Origin of the sequence: Vibrio sp. PBL-C16, assembly GCF_034321865.1 — a bacterium.
GTDB lineage: Bacteria > Pseudomonadota > Gammaproteobacteria > Enterobacterales > Vibrionaceae > Vibrio > Vibrio alginolyticus.
The window spans coordinates 804,911-822,076 of record NZ_JAXLNY010000001.1 but is presented as its reverse complement, the minus strand read 5'-3'; the positions used below and the strand labels follow the sequence as shown (position 1 = coordinate 822,076).

14 protein-coding genes are annotated in these 17,166 nt (G+C 47.4%); 5 read left to right on the top strand and 9 right to left on the bottom strand.

All coding sequences use genetic code 11. The annotated features are described in order from the left end of the window. Positions 1-2: 2 nt before the first annotated feature. The 3 genes from UQW94_RS03445 to UQW94_RS03435 all read right to left on the bottom strand — a co-directional run bounded on the left by UQW94_RS03445 (position 3) and on the right by UQW94_RS03435 (position 3,817). A complete protein-coding gene (locus tag UQW94_RS03445; RefSeq protein ID WP_322141997.1) occupies positions 3-1,721 on the bottom strand; it encodes an efflux RND transporter periplasmic adaptor subunit in 1,719 nt (572 codons plus the stop codon). Positions 1,722-1,867: 146 nt separating this feature from the next. Further along, positions 1,868-3,259 (bottom strand): TolC family protein, encoded by a 1,392-nt coding sequence (locus UQW94_RS03440; protein ID WP_104029242.1) that lies wholly within the window; start codon positions 3,257-3,259, stop codon positions 1,868-1,870. A gap of 135 nt (positions 3,260-3,394) precedes the next feature. Further along, on the bottom strand, positions 3,395-3,817 hold the full coding sequence (locus UQW94_RS03435) for a hypothetical protein (protein WP_017635236.1): 423 nt from the start codon (positions 3,815-3,817) through the stop codon (positions 3,395-3,397). Between the two features lie 315 nt (positions 3,818-4,132). On the opposite strand from UQW94_RS03435, the gene fdhF reads away from it, so the two are divergent. After that, entirely contained in the window at positions 4,133-8,371 is a 4,239-nt protein-coding gene (gene fdhF / locus UQW94_RS03430) for a formate dehydrogenase subunit alpha (protein ID WP_322141996.1), read from the top strand. Between the two features lie 391 nt (positions 8,372-8,762). Next, entirely contained in the window at positions 8,763-9,134 is a 372-nt protein-coding gene (locus UQW94_RS03425) for a hypothetical protein (protein WP_005375433.1), read from the top strand. Between the two features lie 109 nt (positions 9,135-9,243). Here UQW94_RS03425 and UQW94_RS03420 read toward each other — a convergent pair whose 3' ends face one another. The 4 genes from UQW94_RS03420 to UQW94_RS03405 form a co-directional block, all read right to left on the bottom strand. Next, positions 9,244-10,341: an ABC transporter permease gene (locus tag UQW94_RS03420; protein ID WP_017635233.1), complete on the bottom strand. Its 1,098-nt coding sequence runs from the start codon at positions 10,339-10,341 to the stop codon at positions 9,244-9,246. Continuing rightward, on the bottom strand, positions 10,341-11,267 hold the full coding sequence (locus tag UQW94_RS03415; protein WP_225473260.1) for an ABC transporter ATP-binding protein: 927 nt from the start codon (positions 11,265-11,267) through the stop codon (positions 10,341-10,343). Before UQW94_RS03415 ends, UQW94_RS03420 begins: the two co-directional genes overlap by 1 nt. A 4-nt stretch (positions 11,268-11,271) precedes the next feature. After that, positions 11,272-12,222 (bottom strand): HlyD family secretion protein, encoded by a 951-nt coding sequence (locus UQW94_RS03410; protein WP_416153098.1) that lies wholly within the window; start codon positions 12,220-12,222, stop codon positions 11,272-11,274. A gap of 207 nt (positions 12,223-12,429) precedes the next feature. After that, positions 12,430-13,221 carry a PhzF family phenazine biosynthesis protein gene (locus UQW94_RS03405; protein WP_206958957.1) on the bottom strand — a complete coding sequence of 264 codons (792 nt, stop codon included), beginning with the start codon at positions 13,219-13,221 and terminating at the stop codon, positions 12,430-12,432. 187 nt (positions 13,222-13,408) lie between these two features. Between UQW94_RS03405 and UQW94_RS03400 the strand changes: the two genes are divergently transcribed. After that, positions 13,409-13,942 (top strand): YbhB/YbcL family Raf kinase inhibitor-like protein, encoded by a 534-nt coding sequence (locus UQW94_RS03400; protein ID WP_017635230.1) that lies wholly within the window; start codon positions 13,409-13,411, stop codon positions 13,940-13,942. Between the two features lie 19 nt (positions 13,943-13,961). After that, positions 13,962-14,741 carry a helix-turn-helix domain-containing protein gene (locus UQW94_RS03395; protein WP_203345638.1) on the top strand — a complete coding sequence of 260 codons (780 nt, stop codon included), beginning with the start codon at positions 13,962-13,964 and terminating at the stop codon, positions 14,739-14,741. A gap of 36 nt (positions 14,742-14,777) precedes the next feature. Here the strand turns inward: UQW94_RS03395 and arsB are convergent, their stop codons facing one another. Next, a complete protein-coding gene (arsB, locus tag UQW94_RS03390; RefSeq protein ID WP_005385145.1) occupies positions 14,778-15,833 on the bottom strand; it encodes an ACR3 family arsenite efflux transporter in 1,056 nt (351 codons plus the stop codon). Between the two features lie 85 nt (positions 15,834-15,918). Beyond that, a complete protein-coding gene (locus UQW94_RS03385) occupies positions 15,919-16,260 on the bottom strand; it encodes an ArsR/SmtB family transcription factor (RefSeq protein ID WP_005375451.1) in 342 nt (113 codons plus the stop codon). A gap of 270 nt (positions 16,261-16,530) precedes the next feature. Between UQW94_RS03385 and UQW94_RS03380 the strand changes: the two genes are divergently transcribed. Then, positions 16,531-17,115: an NAD(P)H-dependent oxidoreductase gene (locus UQW94_RS03380; RefSeq protein WP_017635228.1), complete on the top strand. Its 585-nt coding sequence runs from the start codon at positions 16,531-16,533 to the stop codon at positions 17,113-17,115. Positions 17,116-17,166 lie beyond the last annotated feature (51 nt).

Genomic DNA, 17,166 nt, shown 5'->3' with positions numbered 1-17,166 from the left:
AATTAACCCTCGACGGCTGTTGTTGCAGGAACTAGCTGTTTAAGAACGTAGTCAGATCCTTGTTTTTCAACTAGAAACCGAACTTTCTGTCCTTCTTCAAAACCCGATAGATCAACGTCGTCACCCACAGAGAAGTTCATCTCGCCAGCATCCCAGTTCCATTCTGCAACCGGTAGGTGGTTTAAGGTGATCATGCCAAAATCAGCCATCAGCATGCTAATGTCACCAGTTAGCCAAACTTCTGCGGCAATGACGCTGTTGTCTGCCTTATAGTCGATGATTTGGTACTGACCGGACTCTGTCTTTTGCATTTCAAATTCGATAGCCTGACCTTTTTTCAAGTCACCCATTTCAACGCCATCTGCGAATGTGAAGTTCATTACCATGCCCGGCCAATCCCATTCTGGTACAGGTTGGTGGTTGATGGTCAGCATGCGGTGATCTTTCATCACATCCGTGATCTCACCTTTGGCCCATGCTGTTTCCGCCGCTGCTTCTACACCATTGATGCGAGACAGATCCGCCGACTGGCTTGATTCAGAGTCGAGCATGAAGTGAGATGACGTAACGATTTTGTCGCCTTGTTTAAGTCCTTGTAATACTTCGATTTGTTCGCCAGCTTCACGGCCAACTTCAATTCGAGCTGAGCGATATTTGCCTTCGCCCTCAGCCAGAACAACGCGAGTCATACCGCCAGAGCGAATAACAGATGATTTAGGAATCGTTAACACTGCGTCGTCAGTGACAGGCTGCAAGGCAATATTGGCGAACATGTTTGGCTTCAATGCGCCATCTGGATTAGGGAATTTAAGACGCACACGCAACGTACGTGTTTTCGGATCAAGGATTGGGTACACGTAATCTACGACACCTTGCCATTCATTGCCTGGAATCGCGTCAAGGGTCATCGTGGCTTGAGAGCCCGCTTTCATCCAGTGTGCTTGACGCTCAAAGACTTCTGCATCAACCCAAACATTGTCCAAAGGACCTGCACTGATCACCGCTTGAGCAGGGGACAAATAGCCACCTTCACGCACATTTAAGCTCGCGATAACGCCATCAGCAGGCGCTTTGATTTCAATGGTTTGCGATGCTTTACCTCTACGAGTAATGGATTTGATTTGAGCACGGTCAACCCCAAGCGTTACCAAGCGTTCGGTCGCGCCTTTTACAAGACCTTTGCGGCCAGTGCGGTACGCATTCAGCAATTCTTCTTGTGCTTTAACCAGTTCAGGAGAGTAGAGCGTGAAAAGCACATCGCCTTTCTTAACTTTCTCACCCACGGCATTGATGTAGAGCTTTTCTACCCAACCCGCCACACGAACGTTGGTTTGCCATAACAGACTTTCATCAAAGGCAATATAGCCAACCGTTTCGATGCGTGGTGATAGCTGTTGTAGTGTCGCGTTTGCGGTTTTGACCCCGAGGTTGTTTTCTACTGAAGGGTCAATAGTCACTGTACCCGGTGCGTCTTGTTCACCGGATAGGTCTTCTGCGTAAACCGGAATCAAATCCATGCCCATTGGGGATTTACCCGGCTTGTCGCGTTTGTAGTTCGGATCCATTGGGGCAACCCAGTAAAGCGGATCATTAGAGCTTGCAGCAGATGCGCCACCCATCGCACTCATGTCGTGAGCCGAGCCCGTAAGAAAATGATTAGCACCAAACCCTAAAGCACCACCAACAATCAGCGCGATGGTTGCAATCTTAAATGTTTTCATTGTTTTACCTTATTTTCCCCTTCACATTTGACGCTACAGCGTTGTTGCCTGCTCTCGTTCACCCAAATCACATAGCAGATCTATGCTCATGGGATTCTCTCGTTTGCCGCCTAGCTGTAGCCCCAACTGTCTTGGGGAATCACAAATTAATATGTCGAAATAGAGCGAGCTTCCGGTGAAGCCACTTGGTAGTCGAAACCACCGAGTAGGGTGGCTAAATTGCTGTTTGCGATGTTGAGATCGGTCAGTAGACGTTGTTGCTCTAATTGCAGAGCCAACTCGTCTGTGGTGGCAGAAATCACATCGTTAAACTGCGCTGTGTTGTTTTGATAACCCCGCTCAACGGCTTGAATGCGCGCTTTCGCTTGAGGTAATAAGGTGGATTGATAACGTTCTAAGCGTTGGGTTAAGTTGCCGCGATCAACCAGCAAAGTGTTCACCTTGGCATTCATCTGCGTTAGTAAGGTGTCCTTTTGTGATTGTGCCGCGCCAACTTGGTATTGAGCGGCCGCGAGATTGCGATCTTGGCGGTCACCCGTAAACAACGGAATGTCCATGGTGAGGTAAGCGCTGACCAAATCTGATGCTGGCTCACCCATCATGTTGTCGGCTTGGCGGTAGGCGTACATTACCTCGACGCCAAACTGCGGGTTGTAGGCTTGCTCAGCAATTTCCACCTGCGTTTTATTTGCAGAAATGCTGACGTCGGCCATCTTAACCATCGGGTGTTGGCTGAGTTGCTGATAATGCTTGGTGGAACCCTGACTGGCAGCAAGTTTGCTGTTCAGTGTGTCCCAATTAAGTTGATTGCTCGCGTGCAGAGCCTCTTCGTTTGCCAACCAGTCTGACCCCAACCATTCGGAGAGTTGAGAGATAAGACGACGTTGCATTTGTGCGTTGGCTTGCAGTTTCTCATCCAATTTACTGACTTGAAGTTGGGCGTTGAGCAGATCTTGCGCTTCACTCTTACCAATCGAATAGTTGGTTTGAATAAAGCTTTCCATCTCCTTCATCAACTTGCGATTCTCAAGCATGATTTGCTCAGCGCGTTGCTGGTAACCAAGCTCTAACCAAAGTTGAGTCATGCTGTTGGCTACCTCAAGCTCACGAGCATGCACTTGAAGCCCAAGGCCATCGGCTTGTTGGTTGGCTTTCTTCTGTTGCAAATCAAGCGTAGAGCCACGCTCAAACTGTTGCATTAAACCAACGGAGATGTTGGTCATTGGGTCTTCATCGAATTTGAAGCTGTCGACAGGCAAGCCACCAAAACCCACTTTCAGTTTTGGGTCCATCAAGGTTGCACTTGCGACGCCCGTTTCACGCATGGCAGCAGATTGCGCTGAGTATTGCTTACGATTGCCATCGTTACTCAAAGCGACGTTGATCAGTTGGGCAAGCTTGGTCGTTGAAGCTCGCTCACTTGATGCGGAATTTTGCGCTGCGTGCGTCTCTTTACCTGCGGCGTTAACCAAGGTTGGCGCAGCGACCAGAGCCACCATAAAAATAGGTGCAGCTAAGCGGTATGGTTTGATATCCATAATCTAAATCCAGTGTTCGCCGGATCGATGGAGGTGCTGATTTTATTGCGGGAACAGTAAAGCCTTGTTACCTCATCGTTCAGGCGCATTAAAACAACCTGCGATACACGCGCAGGGTCGAATGCTAGGACGGATTTAGGCTATAGGAGGTCGGTATAGGTCGCGGCTGACGTGTACGACTGGGGAAGCAACTTCAGGAGTAATAGTTGCGCGATAGACGACGGGCATTGGGCTATTGATAGGATTCGGTAGGGGGACGAAAACTATCGTACACGCGGCAGTACAGCAGGTATGAACCATGCCAGAGCCTCCACCACAGTTCATGCTGGTTTCTCTTGCATCGCCATCTTCGGACATAGAAGCGTCTGTCATGGAGACGTCCATCATGCCGGGCATACCGCAGTGTTCGCTGTCACTCATCATAGAAGGATGATGAGCCATGCCAGTAGACATCATTTGAATATTCATCAACGGCTCACTGTTCGCCACACTAGATACCAATAGTACTAGCGTCGTGAAGAGAGTTAACCAGATTGTATGCAGCGATTTTAAGTGCATACCTTTTCCCATGTGTTTGATGAAAATGATGAAAACCCTTCGATTCTAAAGGTTAACCTAAGGGTAAGGTCAATCATTTATTACTCTTATTATCAAAATAGTCCAACCCTTCAGTTTTCGCACTTTCGAGGGAGTAAAACGTTTGTTAAACACCGAGTGTTGAAAGTTAGCGAAAGAAGCCCTCGCTTTTTATGACACGTGAAAAATGTGGTTTATAAGTTTTACATCACACTAACTTGTCTTACAAATGATTATCCTTATAGAATGCATGGTTTTACTTGTGCAGATTTGGATTTGCTTTGCTGCGGGGGTTGCATGATAGAAATTGTCATCGATGGAAAATATAGAATTGTAGAAGAGGGTCTAACCCTTTTAGAAGCAGCAAAAGTGTGTGGGGTCGAGATCCCATCGCTGTGCGGAATGAACAAAAGTAATGAAAAAGTACCGTGTGACTTGTGTGTGGTTGAAGTCGAAAGCGGCGGTACTAAGCGTGCGTGTGAACTTGAAGTTTACCGCGGCCTTAATGTGGTCACGCAATCAGAACAATTAAGCGAGCACCGCAGAAAAGCACTTAACCGCATCATGACGGACCATTACGCCGATTGTGAAGCGCCATGTAAAACCGCGTGTCCTGTGGGCGTGGATATCCAATCGTACCTTTATCACATCGCACAGGACGATCATCAAAAAGCGATTGAAGTGATTAAGCGTACGCTTCCTATGCCGTTTTCGATTGGCCGCGTATGCCCAGCATTTTGTGAGAGCGAATGTCGCCGCTCGTTAGTCGATGAACCTATCGCAATTCGTCAGCTTAAACGTCATGCCGCGGATGCAGATCTGTCTGCGCATGAAGCCTATGTGCCAGAAAAGAAACCAAGCAAAGGTTTGAACATTGCCGTCGTCGGCAGTGGCCCTGGTGGTCTGACAGCTGGCTACTACCTATCGAACGAAGGCTACGACGTTACGGTCTTTGAATCCATGCCAAAAGCGGGTGGTTGGTTGCGTTATGGCATTCCAGAATACCGTTTACCAAAAGACATTCTCGATAAAGAAATCGAACTGATGTGCCGCAATGGCATGCAAGTTCACACCAATCAAAAGCTGGGGGTGGATTTCACGCTTTCTCAATTGAGCGAAGAATACGACGCAGTGTGTTTGGCTGTCGGCGCGTCTCAAGCGGTTGGAATGCACTACACAGGCAGTGACCTTGAAGGTTGCTACTTAGGCGTTGATTACCTCAAAGATTACGTTACCGAGCAAAACTACGTCACGGGTCAGAAAGTCGCGGTGATCGGTGGTGGTAACACGGCAATTGACTGTGCTCGTACTGCGCGTCGTGCTGGTGCAGACACCACGTTGATTTACCGTCGTACACGTGACGAAATGCCGGCAGAAGACTACGAGATTGTCGAAGCGGAACACGAAGGGGTGAAATTCCACTTCTTGACCAACCCTGCAGAAAACCTTGCCGATGAAACTGGACGCGTGAGTGCGATTCGCCTAGAGCGCATGGCATTGGGTGAGCCGGATGCATCTGGTCGTCGCAGCCCTAAACCAACCGGCGAGTTCTTCACCGAAGAGTTCGACACCGTGATTGCAGCAGTATCGCAAAAGCCAGACCTGAGCTTCCTCGAAGGTGAAGATTTGTCGATTCCGCTTACACGCTGGAACACCTCTGATGCAGATGAAAAGACCATGCACACCGGCACGGGCAACATCTTCAGTATTGGTGATTTCCGCCGTGGTCCTGCAACGGCAGTTGAAGCCGTGGGAGATGGCCGCGTTGCGGCAAAAGCCATTGATCTGTTTTTGAATGGCGATATGGCAGATATGCCAAAGGCGGCGTTTAACTCGCGTAAAGAGAAGAAGCTCTCTCAAGTCGACCCGCTTCACTTCGAGAACATCCAGAAAGTCGCTCGCTCTATCATGCCTGAACTGACTCCAGCACAACGCGAGCAAAGCTTCGCTGAAGTCGAGTTGGGCTTTGATAACGAAGAAGCGATGAAGGAAGCTGCACGCTGCCTTGAATGTGGCTGTCAGGCAAATACCGATTGTGCGCTGCGTGATTACTCCACCGAATATGAAGCCGAGCAAAGCTTTGACTTCTCCTTGCAGATTAAATCACACCAAGATTGGTTAGATCTTCGTGCGAAAGACTTGCGTCATAAGTACGAAGTTGACCGCAGTTCTGAGTTTATTGAGTTTGATGCTAACCGCTGTATTAGCTGTGGTCAGTGCATCCAAGCGTGCCGCGACAAAGCCGTACACGGTGTACTGAACTTCGTGTGCGATAAACAAGGTCGTCCGGCATTACGTCCTGATGATCGTCCACACTTTGGAAGTAATAAGAATGGCTTAACCCTAATGGGCGATTCGAACTGCGTACAATGTGGCGCGTGTGTTCAAGTGTGTCCAACGGGCGCGATGGTCGATAGTCGTGACCGTTCACAAGGTCGTACTGAAGATCTGAAAGCGGTCGACACCATTTGTACATACTGTGGTGTGGGCTGTAAGTTGACTATGTTCGTGGACGAGACAACCAACACGATTCGCTACGTGAAAGGCGGTGACTCGCCGGTGAACCAAGGCATGCTGTGTGTGAAAGGGCGCTTTGGTTTTGATTTCATTGGCAGTGAAGAGCGTCTTACCACGCCATTGATCCGTAAAGATGGTTGGTTGCAGCCTGCAAGCTGGGAAGAGGCGATTCAACTGATTGCGAACAAGTTCTCTGGCATCAAGCAAGATTTTGGCAGCAACGCATTAGCGGGTTTCTCTTCAGCAAAAACCACCAATGAAGACAACTACGCGTTCCAAAAATTTGTCCGTCGTGAACTGGGCACCAATAACGTCGATCACTGTGCGCGTTTGTGTCACGCATCGAGTGTAACCGGTCTTGAAGCGTCACTCGGTAGTGGTGCAATGACCAATGACATCCCAAGTATTAAGCACTCGGATGTGATCTTTATTATTGGCTCGGATACTACATCGGCGCACCCGATCATCGCTTCACACATCAAGCAAGCAATTCGTCACCATGGCGCACGTTTGATTGTGGCTGACCCGAAACGTGTCGATATGGCAGAGCATGCTGAGCTGTATATGGCGCACCGTCCGGGTACGGATGTGATGCTCCTTAACGGCGTCATGCAGCAGATCATCAAGAACGGTTGGTACGATCAAGAGTACATCGAAGAACGTGTCGACGGCTTTGATACCTTACTGCAAGAAGTGATGTCGCCAGCTTACAACCTCGATAAAGTGGAGTTGGTGACGGGCGTAAAAGCCGAAGACATTCAAGCAATGGCGCGCATGATCGGTACGGCAGATCGTACCGCTGTTTACTACTCGATGGGTATCACTCAGCATACGACTGGTCATGACAACGTGCGTTCTATCGCTAACCTGCAATTACTGTGTGGCAACATCGGTATTGAAGGTGGTGGTATTAACCCGCTACGTGGTCAATCTAACGTGCAAGGCGCGTGTGATATGGGTGCTTTGCCAAACAGCTTCCCAGGCTACCAAAAGGTATACAACCCAATTGTGCGTCAGAAGTTTGCGATTGAATGGAACGCACCAAATCTGCCTTCTGAGCAAGGTCTAACCCTGACAGAAATCATTGATGCGGCTTGCCATCGTGACGTCCGTGGTATGTACATTATGGGTGAGAACCCAGTGTTGAGTGACCCGAACCAAGCGCATGTGATTGAGGGCTTAGAAGCGCTCGATTTCTTAGTGGTTCAGGACATCTTCCTAACGGAGACTGCACAATACGCGGATGTGGTTCTGCCTTCTTGCTCGTTTGCAGAGAAAGCGGGTCACTTCACCAATACAGAACGTCGTGTACAGCGTGTGAATCCGGTTGTCATGGCGCCGGGTGAAGCGAAAGAAGATTGGTGGATTATCCAAGAGATCGCCAATGCCATGGGTAGTGATTGGGATTACCACTGCGTGTCTGATATCACCAATGAAATAGCACGAGTGACACCTCAATACGCGGGTCTTCGTTGGGATGCCATTACGCCAAACGGTGTGCAATGGCCGAGCAACAAGAACAACCCGGCAGGTACTCGCATCATGCACCAAACCCAGTTTACTCGTGGTAAAGGGCAGATGGTGGGTGTACCGTTCCGTTATGCGGCTGAGTTGCCAGATGAAGAGTACCCACTTGTGTTAACGACGGGTCGCGTACTTGAGCAGTTCCACACTGGCACCATGACGCGTAAGACCAAAGGGTTGGATAACCTTGCTGGCCCTCGCGCGATGGTGAGCGTGGAAGACGCAGAAGCGCTAGGCATCAGTAATGGTCAGCGTCTCACGGTGTCTACACGTCGCGGCAGCATTGAGATTGATGCCTTTGTGACTAAGCGTATTCAAAAAGGTGTGGTGTTCATTCCATTCCACTTTGTTGAATCGCCAGTCAACCGCCTAACGACAACGGCGACGGATCCGCATGCGAAGATCCCTGAGTTCAAGGTCGCTGCGGTTAAAGTGGAAGTGAGCGAAAAAACAACGCAGACAGAGTCTCTCGAAGATAGTTACCAACACGTTTAAATTCGGTGAGTCACATTGTTGTGGTCACTGACAATTTGAGCCTAGTTGATGGGCGGATAATCTAATCTTGATTTCCGCTCTCACTACATTCACTCGGATTGTCTTTTTCTTCCAACTCCTTTTACTTTTCTGTTATCACCGCGCTCCGGTTAGTTTTCCTTTCTTACTTCTTACTTCTTACTTCTTACTTCTTACTTCTTACTGTCTCTGTGGCGTATTTTTGTTCAAGCCCATGATGAGAGTGCAATAAAGTTTGTTGTTGAGCTTGTCATAGAATTGACTGTCTCTGACTGTCCCCTGTTATTTGGGCAAGTTCTATAACCTAAACTTTGCTCGCTTCCTATACTGAATTAACGAAGCAAGATTTTTATAACAACAAGAGGAAGCTTGTATGACAAGAACAACCTCATTTGCACTCGTTTTATTACTTATGTGCGCATACTTTGGTTACAACCGTTATTATGTATACCCCCAGCAGTTGGAAACACAGGCGAAGTCCATGCTAATACAAATGGCAAATCGCGAAGAGTGGGTCGATGTGTTTGAGATGATGAATCGCGTAGACGCGCACAAGGGCCATTTGGAACTTGTTGCTGACGTGACATCCTCTGATGGTCAGCGTGCGTACAGTGAAGGTATTATCACGTACACGGATCGCGAAGGCGTTGTCTGTAAACAGGTAGTGTTCAACTTTAAAATAAACTCTTTGAAAAACTACAATATTTCCGATTTACGAGATTGTTCCTACGGTGAGTACTATTAATATTGTCTGAGAGTTGAGCTCGATAGCGCAGTGTATGAATACAGAAACAAAAAATAGCCCTTCGTTGGGGCTATTTTTGTTTTTAAGGAATGAACGCAATATCGTGGAATTAGTCGAGTGATTTTTTGAAGCGAAATGAAGCGACAATAAGGCCGATAACGGTGAATCCAAGTAACCAAACTGTATCTCGCCATAGCTCCATTAGGTCTGCACCACGCAGCACAACACCACGAATAATGCGCATAAAGTGAGTGGCTGGTAGGGCTTCTGATATCCATTGTGCGGCGACGGGCATTCCTTCATAAGGGAACATAAATCCGGACAGAAGAATCGACGGCAAAAGAATAAACACCGTCATCTGCATGGCCTGAAGCTGTGTCGTCGCAATGGTGGATATCACCAAACCTAAGGTTAAACTCGCGGCGATAAACAGCAGCGTGCCAAACAGTATCTGACTAATGGCGCCGTTTATCGGTACACCAAATATCCAATGACCCAAGCCTAAAATGATAAACACCTGTATCAGACCAACAAAGATGTAGGGAATGATCTTCGCCACCATGAGTTCGATGGAGTGAATTGGCGTAGTAATCAGTAACTCCAAATTGCCGCGTTCCCGTTCTCGAACAATGGCCGCACTGGTGAACAAGATCATCGTCATGGTTAGAATTACGCCCAACAAACCGGGGACAATGTTCACCGCCGAGCGCCGACTCGGGTTGTAATACAGCGCAACTTCAAAGGTTTTGGTTGGGGCAGGGCGTATCTCAAAATCAAAATCCGTTAACGGCATGGTTTGTAGCGAGAGAATCGCAGAGCTGATCATGGTGTCTGAACCATCCACAATCCACTGGCCAAGCTCTCGCCCTTGCACCATACGTTGGGTTAGGTCGCTAGGTAGAATTAAAGCGGCTCGCACTAAACCGTCTTGAATGGCTTGCTCGGCTTCTGAAGCGGTAGCAAAAGTTTCTACCACATCGACCACTTGCGTGACTTTGACGGACTCGGTGATCACACGCCCAGCAGTACTGCCACTTTGATCGACGACGCCAACGGGAATATTGCGAATATCGGTATTAATGGCAAAGCCGAACAGCAAAAGCTGAATCAACGGGATCATCACGACCATGCCAAAGGTAATGCGGTCACGTGAAAGCTGACGGATCTCTTTGATCATTACCGCTTTCATACGGGCAATAGATTTCATCATTGGCGACCTTCTCCCGTAACACTGACAAACACATCTTCCAAGCTAGGACGAGCAATGTTCATCTCGCAGCCATCAAGCTCAGGAAAGGTCTGGGTTAACCATTCGATCGGTTCTTCGATGTGCTGGTGGATTAAAATGCGTAAACGAATGCCGAGCTGTGCGGCCGAGCGCACCTCTTCACGCTGAATGACTTTCTCTTTTAGCTCGCGTAAATTATCCGCTTTGACTTCGACGATGTTAACGCCCATTTGCGCCATGAGTTCTTCTGGCTCACCATCGGCGCGGATTTCGCCCGCTTCCATAATCGCCAGACGATGACAGCGTTCTGCTTCATCCATGTAGTGCGTAGTGACCAAAATCGTCGTGCCTTGGTCAGAGAGGTCAAACAACTGCTCCCAGAAATCGCGTCGGTTCTCTGGGTCAACCGCAGACGTGGGTTCATCAAGAAACAACAATTCTGGTTTGTGCATAGTGGCTGCGGCAAGAGACAAGCGTTGCTTCTGGCCGCCACTCATTCCGCCGACGCGCTGTTTACGCAGTTGGTCGAGACCGTAGGTGGCTAGTTGTTCTTCGATGCGAGCCTTTAGGGCCTTGGTTTCCATTCCAAAGATTTGTCCAATAAACTCAAGATTCTCTTGAACCGTCAGGTCATCATAGAGGGAGAACTTTTGTGTCATGTAGCCAATCTTGAGGCGCAGAAGCTCAGATTGTTTTGGGATCTCTAGCCCGAGTACATCGACATTGCCCTCACTTGGGCTAAGCAAGCCCGTCAACACACGAATGGTTGTCGATTTACCACAGCCGTTTGGGCCAAGAAAACCATAGATACTGCCTTTGGGCACATTAAGCGTGATGTTGTTGATGGCGGTGAAGTCACCAAACTTTTTCACCACATTTTCAGCTTGAATCGCGTATTCGGTCATTGGCTCACTCCACCAAATCCACTTGCGCAGGAATACCCGAAGGCAAAGATTGCGCTGAGTCTTGAAGGTCGACTTCTGCTAGGTACATCAAACGCGAGCGTTCTTCCTCGGTAAGCGCGAAATAAGGAGTGAATGAAGGCTCAGTCGCAACCCAACGAACGGTGCCGCTATATGGTTGCTCAACGCCATCTACATGCACGTTAACCGCTTTACCCGGCACAAAGTCGACTCGATAGTTAGCAGGAACATAAACACGGGCGTATGGGACGCGGCTCGCTTGAATTACGGCAACAATGCCATTCACCGGAACGCGTTCACCAAGGTTAAACGGTAGGTTATCTAACAAGCCATCTCGCGTGGCCGTGATGGTGAGTTCTGCCAGTTTCTGTTCTTGTAGTGCTACATCGGCTTTTGCAGCCATGAGTGCGGCTTTCGCTTGTTCAATATCTTCAGGACGAGAGCCAGCGGTCAGTTTGCTGAACTCTTCTTGTGAGGAGTCTAGCTCTGCACGGGCAGAATCTCTGGCTGCTAAAGCGGTGTCTTTTTCTGATTGGCTGATGAGTTTTTTACGAACTAACTCCGCTTTACGTTGGTAGTTCTTTTGCGCTTCAATCAATTGAGCTTCCGCTCTGGCAACGCGAGCTTGCGCTGCGGCAATGTCTTCTGGTCGCTCACCATTGGTCAATTTCAAAAGATAGGCGTCAGCCTTGGCTTGTTGGGCAACGGCGTGAGCTAAAACGGCTTCTTGGTTCTTTGTATCGAGCTGAACCAGCACTTCTCCTTCGGTGACTTGGCTGCCTTCCTTAATGGGTAGGGCACGAATTATCTCGCTAGAGGTGGCAGTAAAAGTTACGCGGTCACGCTCAAGCGTACCAAGGGCTTGCTGTCCATCATCTTTGGAACAGGCAGTTAAAAGAGTCAGGGCTAGGGTGCCAAGAATGATTCGCTTCATCATGCGACGCTTCCTCTAAGAAGGTGAGCTTGAACTCGTATCAAGCTATAGAAGAGTATGGGACTGCATTCAGTGTAACGTGAGTCAGTTTTGTCCGGCTAGGAAGTTAATTCCTTCAATATTCATCAATTGATTAATTATTGAAGCTGGCTTGATCCTGCGGAAGCCGTGCTTTACTTGGCTCTTTTAAGTTGATTACATGAATATCATTTAAACAAAAATCTTGCCTTTCATGTAGAGCACGCCGTCGCCAGATACTCTTACTTGTTCGCCAGTAACTTCACAGTGCAAAATGCCTCCGCGCTGAGAAGCTTGGTAAGCGACCAGTGATGTTTTGCCTAACGCTTCTGCCCAGAACGGTGCTAACCCAGCGTGAATCGAGCCAGTTACGGGGTCTTCGTCACCACCATTTGCAGGCCAAAAGTAACGAGATACAAAGTCTTGTTGATCGCCTTTTGCGGTAACGACCACATCGTAAGGAGCGAGTGTCTTGAGGTGCTCTGAACGGTATTGAACCTCAAGTACCTCCTGCTGGTTGCCGACCACCACGAAATACGCTTGAGGGCTAAGCAGTACGCGTTCCACATCGCAACTTAGGCCTTCAATCAATGCCGAGGGAATATCAGAAACGGCTTTTGGAGGACGAGCAGGGAACGTCATCTCGATCTTACCTTGCGCATTCTTCTCTACGGTGAGGGGCCCTACTTCCAGAGTATGAAATTCAATCGTGCCATTAATGCCAAACTCATCAAACAGAACTAACGAAGAGGCCAGTGTTGCGTGTCCACAGAAATCGATTTCAGTAATCGGAGAGAACCAACGAATCTCATATTGGTTTGCGCCAATGGACTTTAGGAAAGCCGTCTCTGATAAGTTGTTTTCTGTCGCGATATTTTGCATCAATTCTGGGGCTAGCCATTCCTCTAACGGTATCACCGCTGCTGAGTTGCCTTTGAATTGCGTATCGGTGAAGGCGTCCACCACGTAGATATCCAATTCCATTTTCCTTCCTTATTCCGTGAGCGATTAATTAGCATAAACCAAGTGCAATTAAGAGAGTAAGAAATTTGTGTTAGAATCTTAAAGTGTCAAAATTATAGATTATTTTGTGTTTTTTGATACTTACTGACAAGGATTCGGACTGCTGGGTATTTAGACTAGTGTTGAATTCATTGAAAGGAAGAAAAACATGAAAGCGATCTACAAGTCAGTTTTGGTATTGAGTGTTTTTGCGGTCGGTTCTGCCCATGCATTTGAACTCGTGAGTAGAGATATTCAAGAAGGCCACCCGATGGCGAAGACATTTGAATACTCTGGTTGGGGATGTGATGGCGGGAATCAATCACCACAATTGATGTGGAAAGAAGCTCCAAAGGGCACAAAAAGTTTTGCGATCACCGTGTATGACCCCGATGCACCAACAGGCAGTGGTTTTTGGCATTGGATAGCGTTTAATATTCCATCCACCGTTAGCGAGCTGCCTCGAGGCATTGATATGAACAAGTTAGGAGGCAAAGAATCTCGTATTGACTACGGCACAACGGGGTTCGGCGGCGCGTGTCCTCCAAAGAATGATGGGATGCATCGTTACCAGTTTACGGTGTGGGCATTGCCAACTGAAGAACTGAATTTGGATGAAAACACGCCACCAGCCATTGTAGGGTTTACTTTGAATAGTGTTGCTTTGGGTAAAGCGACATTAACCACGACTTACACGCGATAATTGAATATAAGGGGAGAGAATGGGTCATCAATATCAGGTTACGCTGTTTCGTGCGGAGCAGCAGCAGAAGCTTCGTAATGTCAGGATTCACTCCCCAAGCATTATTCAGATTGTTAAGGGGAGTAAACATCTTTTCTGGAAAGACGAAGTACTCGACATCCATCATCCAAATATCATGCTTTGTGAAGCAAATGCATCCCTAAATTTTGAAAATCTTCCTCTACAAGGGCGATTTCTTTCTCGAATGTTCAGTTTTCACTGTGTGCCTAGCGATGAAATGTTGGAGCTAAGCATGAGCAACGCATTAGGAAACTATGTACCCGTTGTTGAGACAGATAAAGCATTGCAAGCGACGTTAAATGCTTTGTTTTCGTTTGAGCGGGAAAGCTTAAGTGAAGCGACACAACGCTACTGGATTATGGGCCTATATCAGCAGCTAGCTGAGAGAGGGTTATTGCATCGGTTGTTCTCGAGTTCACATATCTCTTTTAGTCAGAAACTTAGTCGTTACTTATCGCGCTCTCCAGGGGAGGAGCATCCATTAGACATGGTCGCGGGGCACTTTGCTATGAGCCGAGCAACATTGATACGCAAACTGAAACAAGAAGGTACCCAGTATCGCGAAGTATTGGCAGAAGTGCGCTTAAATCACGCACTTTACTTGATGCAAAATGGCTCGTATAACGTTGCGCTGCTCGCACAGTTGTGTGGTTATCAGTCAGAGGGGCGTTTTAGCCAACGCTTTAAAAGTAAGTTCGGCCTAACGCCCAGCGAGTATATTAAAACGGTAGTGAGTTAATGTTTTACCGCTTTTGTATTTTTTGTGCTTTTTAGGTTAGCCATAATATTTGGCTTTCATTCGCAATGCTACATTCACCAAAGCAATCAATACAGGCACTTCGATCAGCGGGCCAATGACACCAGCAAAAGCTTGGTCTGAGTTTAGGCCAAACACCGCGATAGAAACCGCAATTGCCAATTCAAAGTTGTTGCCTGTTGCCGTGAAAGCAATTGACGCGTTTTTGTCGTAGTCGATGCCCATTTTCTTACCAACGAAGAAGCTGACAAAGAACATCAACACAAAGTAGATAGCCAGTGGAATTGCTACACGGAATACATCCATTGGCAGTTCAAGAATCATTTCACCTTTCAAGCTGAACATCAGTACGATGGTCGCAAGCAGGGCGATAAGCGTAATTGGTGAAATGCGTGGGATGAATACGTCGTTGTACCATTGTTCACCTTTCGCAGCGACCAGCCATTTGCGGCTTAGGAAGCCCGCTAGGAATGGGATACCAAGGTAAATAAGAACGCTTTCCGCGATGTCCATCATCGAGATATCAACTACGAAACCTTCGTAACCAAAGACTGGTGGCAACACAGTGATAAACAACCATGCCATCACACTGTAAGTCACGATTTGGAAAGCGCTGTTTAATGCAACTAGGGCTGCGCCGTATTCTTTGTTACCACCACCGATATCGTTCCATACCAATACCATCGCAATACAACGAGCAAGACCGATCAGAATGATACCAACCATGTAACCCGGATGATCACCTAGGAAAGTCAATGCAAGGATGAACATCAAAATAGGGCCGACAATCCAGTTCATGACCAAAGACAGCGTGATTGCTTTTTTATCTTTCGTCACTGTGCCTAGCAGGTTGTAGTTCACCTTTGCGAGTGGCGGGTACATCATCAAAATCAAACCAATCGCTAGCGGTACGTTTGTGCTACCAACTGACATTGACTCGTTCCACTCAGCAACTTGAGGGAATGCTGCGCCAATACCTACACCGATTGCCATTGCAACAAAAATCCACACCGTTAAGTAACGGTCCAAGAAGCTCATTTTGTCGCTGGCACTATTTAAAACTTGAGTAGTCATAGTGTTCTCTTATTCGTTTATCGTCGAAAGACGATAGTTAAAGGTATAGTTTATCTCTGCACGCCTGACCAGCGTGCAAAGGGAATTAATCAAATAACTTGGAAAATCCTAGATTGAACTGATCAAACGCGTCGCGTTGAATGCGGTAACACACCTTAGGTGGGTTTGGCTCGGCGCTGATAAAGCCTGCTTGCTTGAGAATACGCAAGTGCTCGGAAACAGTAGATTGCGCAAGACCCAGTTCAGAAACCAAATCACTGTTCAAACAACCGCCCATGGTATCGAGCGTGTGCAGGATATGCAGAATGCGCAAACGTGCTGGATGCGACAAAGCTTTTGCTTGCGCTGCGAGAGTTTGTTCTTTCTCGAGCTGTTGTTGCGTTGTCTGAAAAACAACTTCGCACGTGTCCTTGCACTTATCACTCATTCGCTGGCCTTAATAGTTAATCGTCGAATTGCGATAAAGTGTACGCCTGCTCTGTGGAAGATGCAACAACTCGATGAAAAAATTAATCGTAGAATAACGATGAATAAAAAATTGAAAAAATATATGTTTTAAAAACAGTTATATAATAAAAAATTACGTAGGTTACTAAAAGTTAACTAATTGCACTATATTTCTAGGTTACCATAATAAACCACATCCGACGCACAATGGTTACTGCGTCATCTTGTGAACTTATTTAAAGGTAATCCCATGAGCAACGTACTGATCATCAATGCACACGAACCATCACCATATTCAGAAGGTCGTCTAAATGCTTCTCTTGTCGACAAAGCACAGACGCTTCTGCAAGCAAAAGGCCATGAGGTTCGCGTTGTGACAATGCAAGATGAGATCAACGTAGATGAGCAACTCGCACACTTTGAGTGGGCTGATCGCGTGATCATCCAAAGCCCAATCAACTGGATGTCTGTGCCTTGGTCATTCAAAAAATACATGGACGACGTGTTTACTGCGGGTATGGGCGGCGCACTATGTGCATTCGATGGCCGTAGCGCAGAAGAACCAAAGAAAAACTATGGTACAGGCGGCACTCAAACCAACAGCAAATACATGCTGTCACTGACATTCAACGCGCCAGAAGAATCGTTTGATGATGAGAGCGAATACCTATTCCAAGGTAAAGGCGTGGACGATTTGATGTTCCACATGCACGCTAACTTCCGCTTCTTTGGTATGTCAGCACTGCCTACATTCGCTTGTTACGACGTGATGAAGAACGCAGATATCGAAAACGATTTTGTTCGTTTCGAAGCTCACATTAACGAAAACTTCTAATCCTTTTAGAAAGATAGTGCGAACTGAATGATGAATTGAGATGGACTGCTG

Bases quoted from the DNA above. Each gene is read 5' to 3' on its own strand.
- UQW94_RS03445 (WP_322141997.1), bottom strand. From the start codon at position 1,721: ATGAAAACATTTAAGATTGCAACCATCGCGCTGATTGTTGGTGGTGCT.
- UQW94_RS03440 (WP_104029242.1), bottom strand. From the start codon at position 3,259: ATGGATATCAAACCATACCGCTTAGCTGCACCTATTTTTATGGTGGCT.
- UQW94_RS03435 (WP_017635236.1), bottom strand. From the start codon at position 3,817: ATGCACTTAAAATCGCTGCATACAATCTGGTTAACTCTCTTCACGACG.
- fdhF (WP_322141996.1), top strand. From the start codon at position 4,133: ATGATAGAAATTGTCATCGATGGAAAATATAGAATTGTAGAAGAGGGT.
- UQW94_RS03425 (WP_005375433.1), top strand. From the start codon at position 8,763: ATGACAAGAACAACCTCATTTGCACTCGTTTTATTACTTATGTGCGCA.
- UQW94_RS03420 (WP_017635233.1), bottom strand. From the start codon at position 10,341: ATGAAATCTATTGCCCGTATGAAAGCGGTAATGATCAAAGAGATCCGT.
- UQW94_RS03415 (WP_225473260.1), bottom strand. From the start codon at position 11,267: ATGACCGAATACGCGATTCAAGCTGAAAATGTGGTGAAAAAGTTTGGT.
- UQW94_RS03410 (WP_416153098.1), bottom strand. From the start codon at position 12,222: ATGATGAAGCGAATCATTCTTGGCACCCTAGCCCTGACTCTTTTAACT.
- UQW94_RS03405 (WP_206958957.1), bottom strand. From the start codon at position 13,221: ATGGAATTGGATATCTACGTGGTGGACGCCTTCACCGATACGCAATTC.
- UQW94_RS03400 (WP_017635230.1), top strand. From the start codon at position 13,409: ATGAAAGCGATCTACAAGTCAGTTTTGGTATTGAGTGTTTTTGCGGTC.
- UQW94_RS03395 (WP_203345638.1), top strand. From the start codon at position 13,962: ATGGGTCATCAATATCAGGTTACGCTGTTTCGTGCGGAGCAGCAGCAG.
- arsB (WP_005385145.1), bottom strand. From the start codon at position 15,833: ATGACTACTCAAGTTTTAAATAGTGCCAGCGACAAAATGAGCTTCTTG.
- UQW94_RS03385 (WP_005375451.1), bottom strand. From the start codon at position 16,260: ATGAGTGATAAGTGCAAGGACACGTGCGAAGTTGTTTTTCAGACAACG.
- UQW94_RS03380 (WP_017635228.1), top strand. From the start codon at position 16,531: ATGAGCAACGTACTGATCATCAATGCACACGAACCATCACCATATTCA.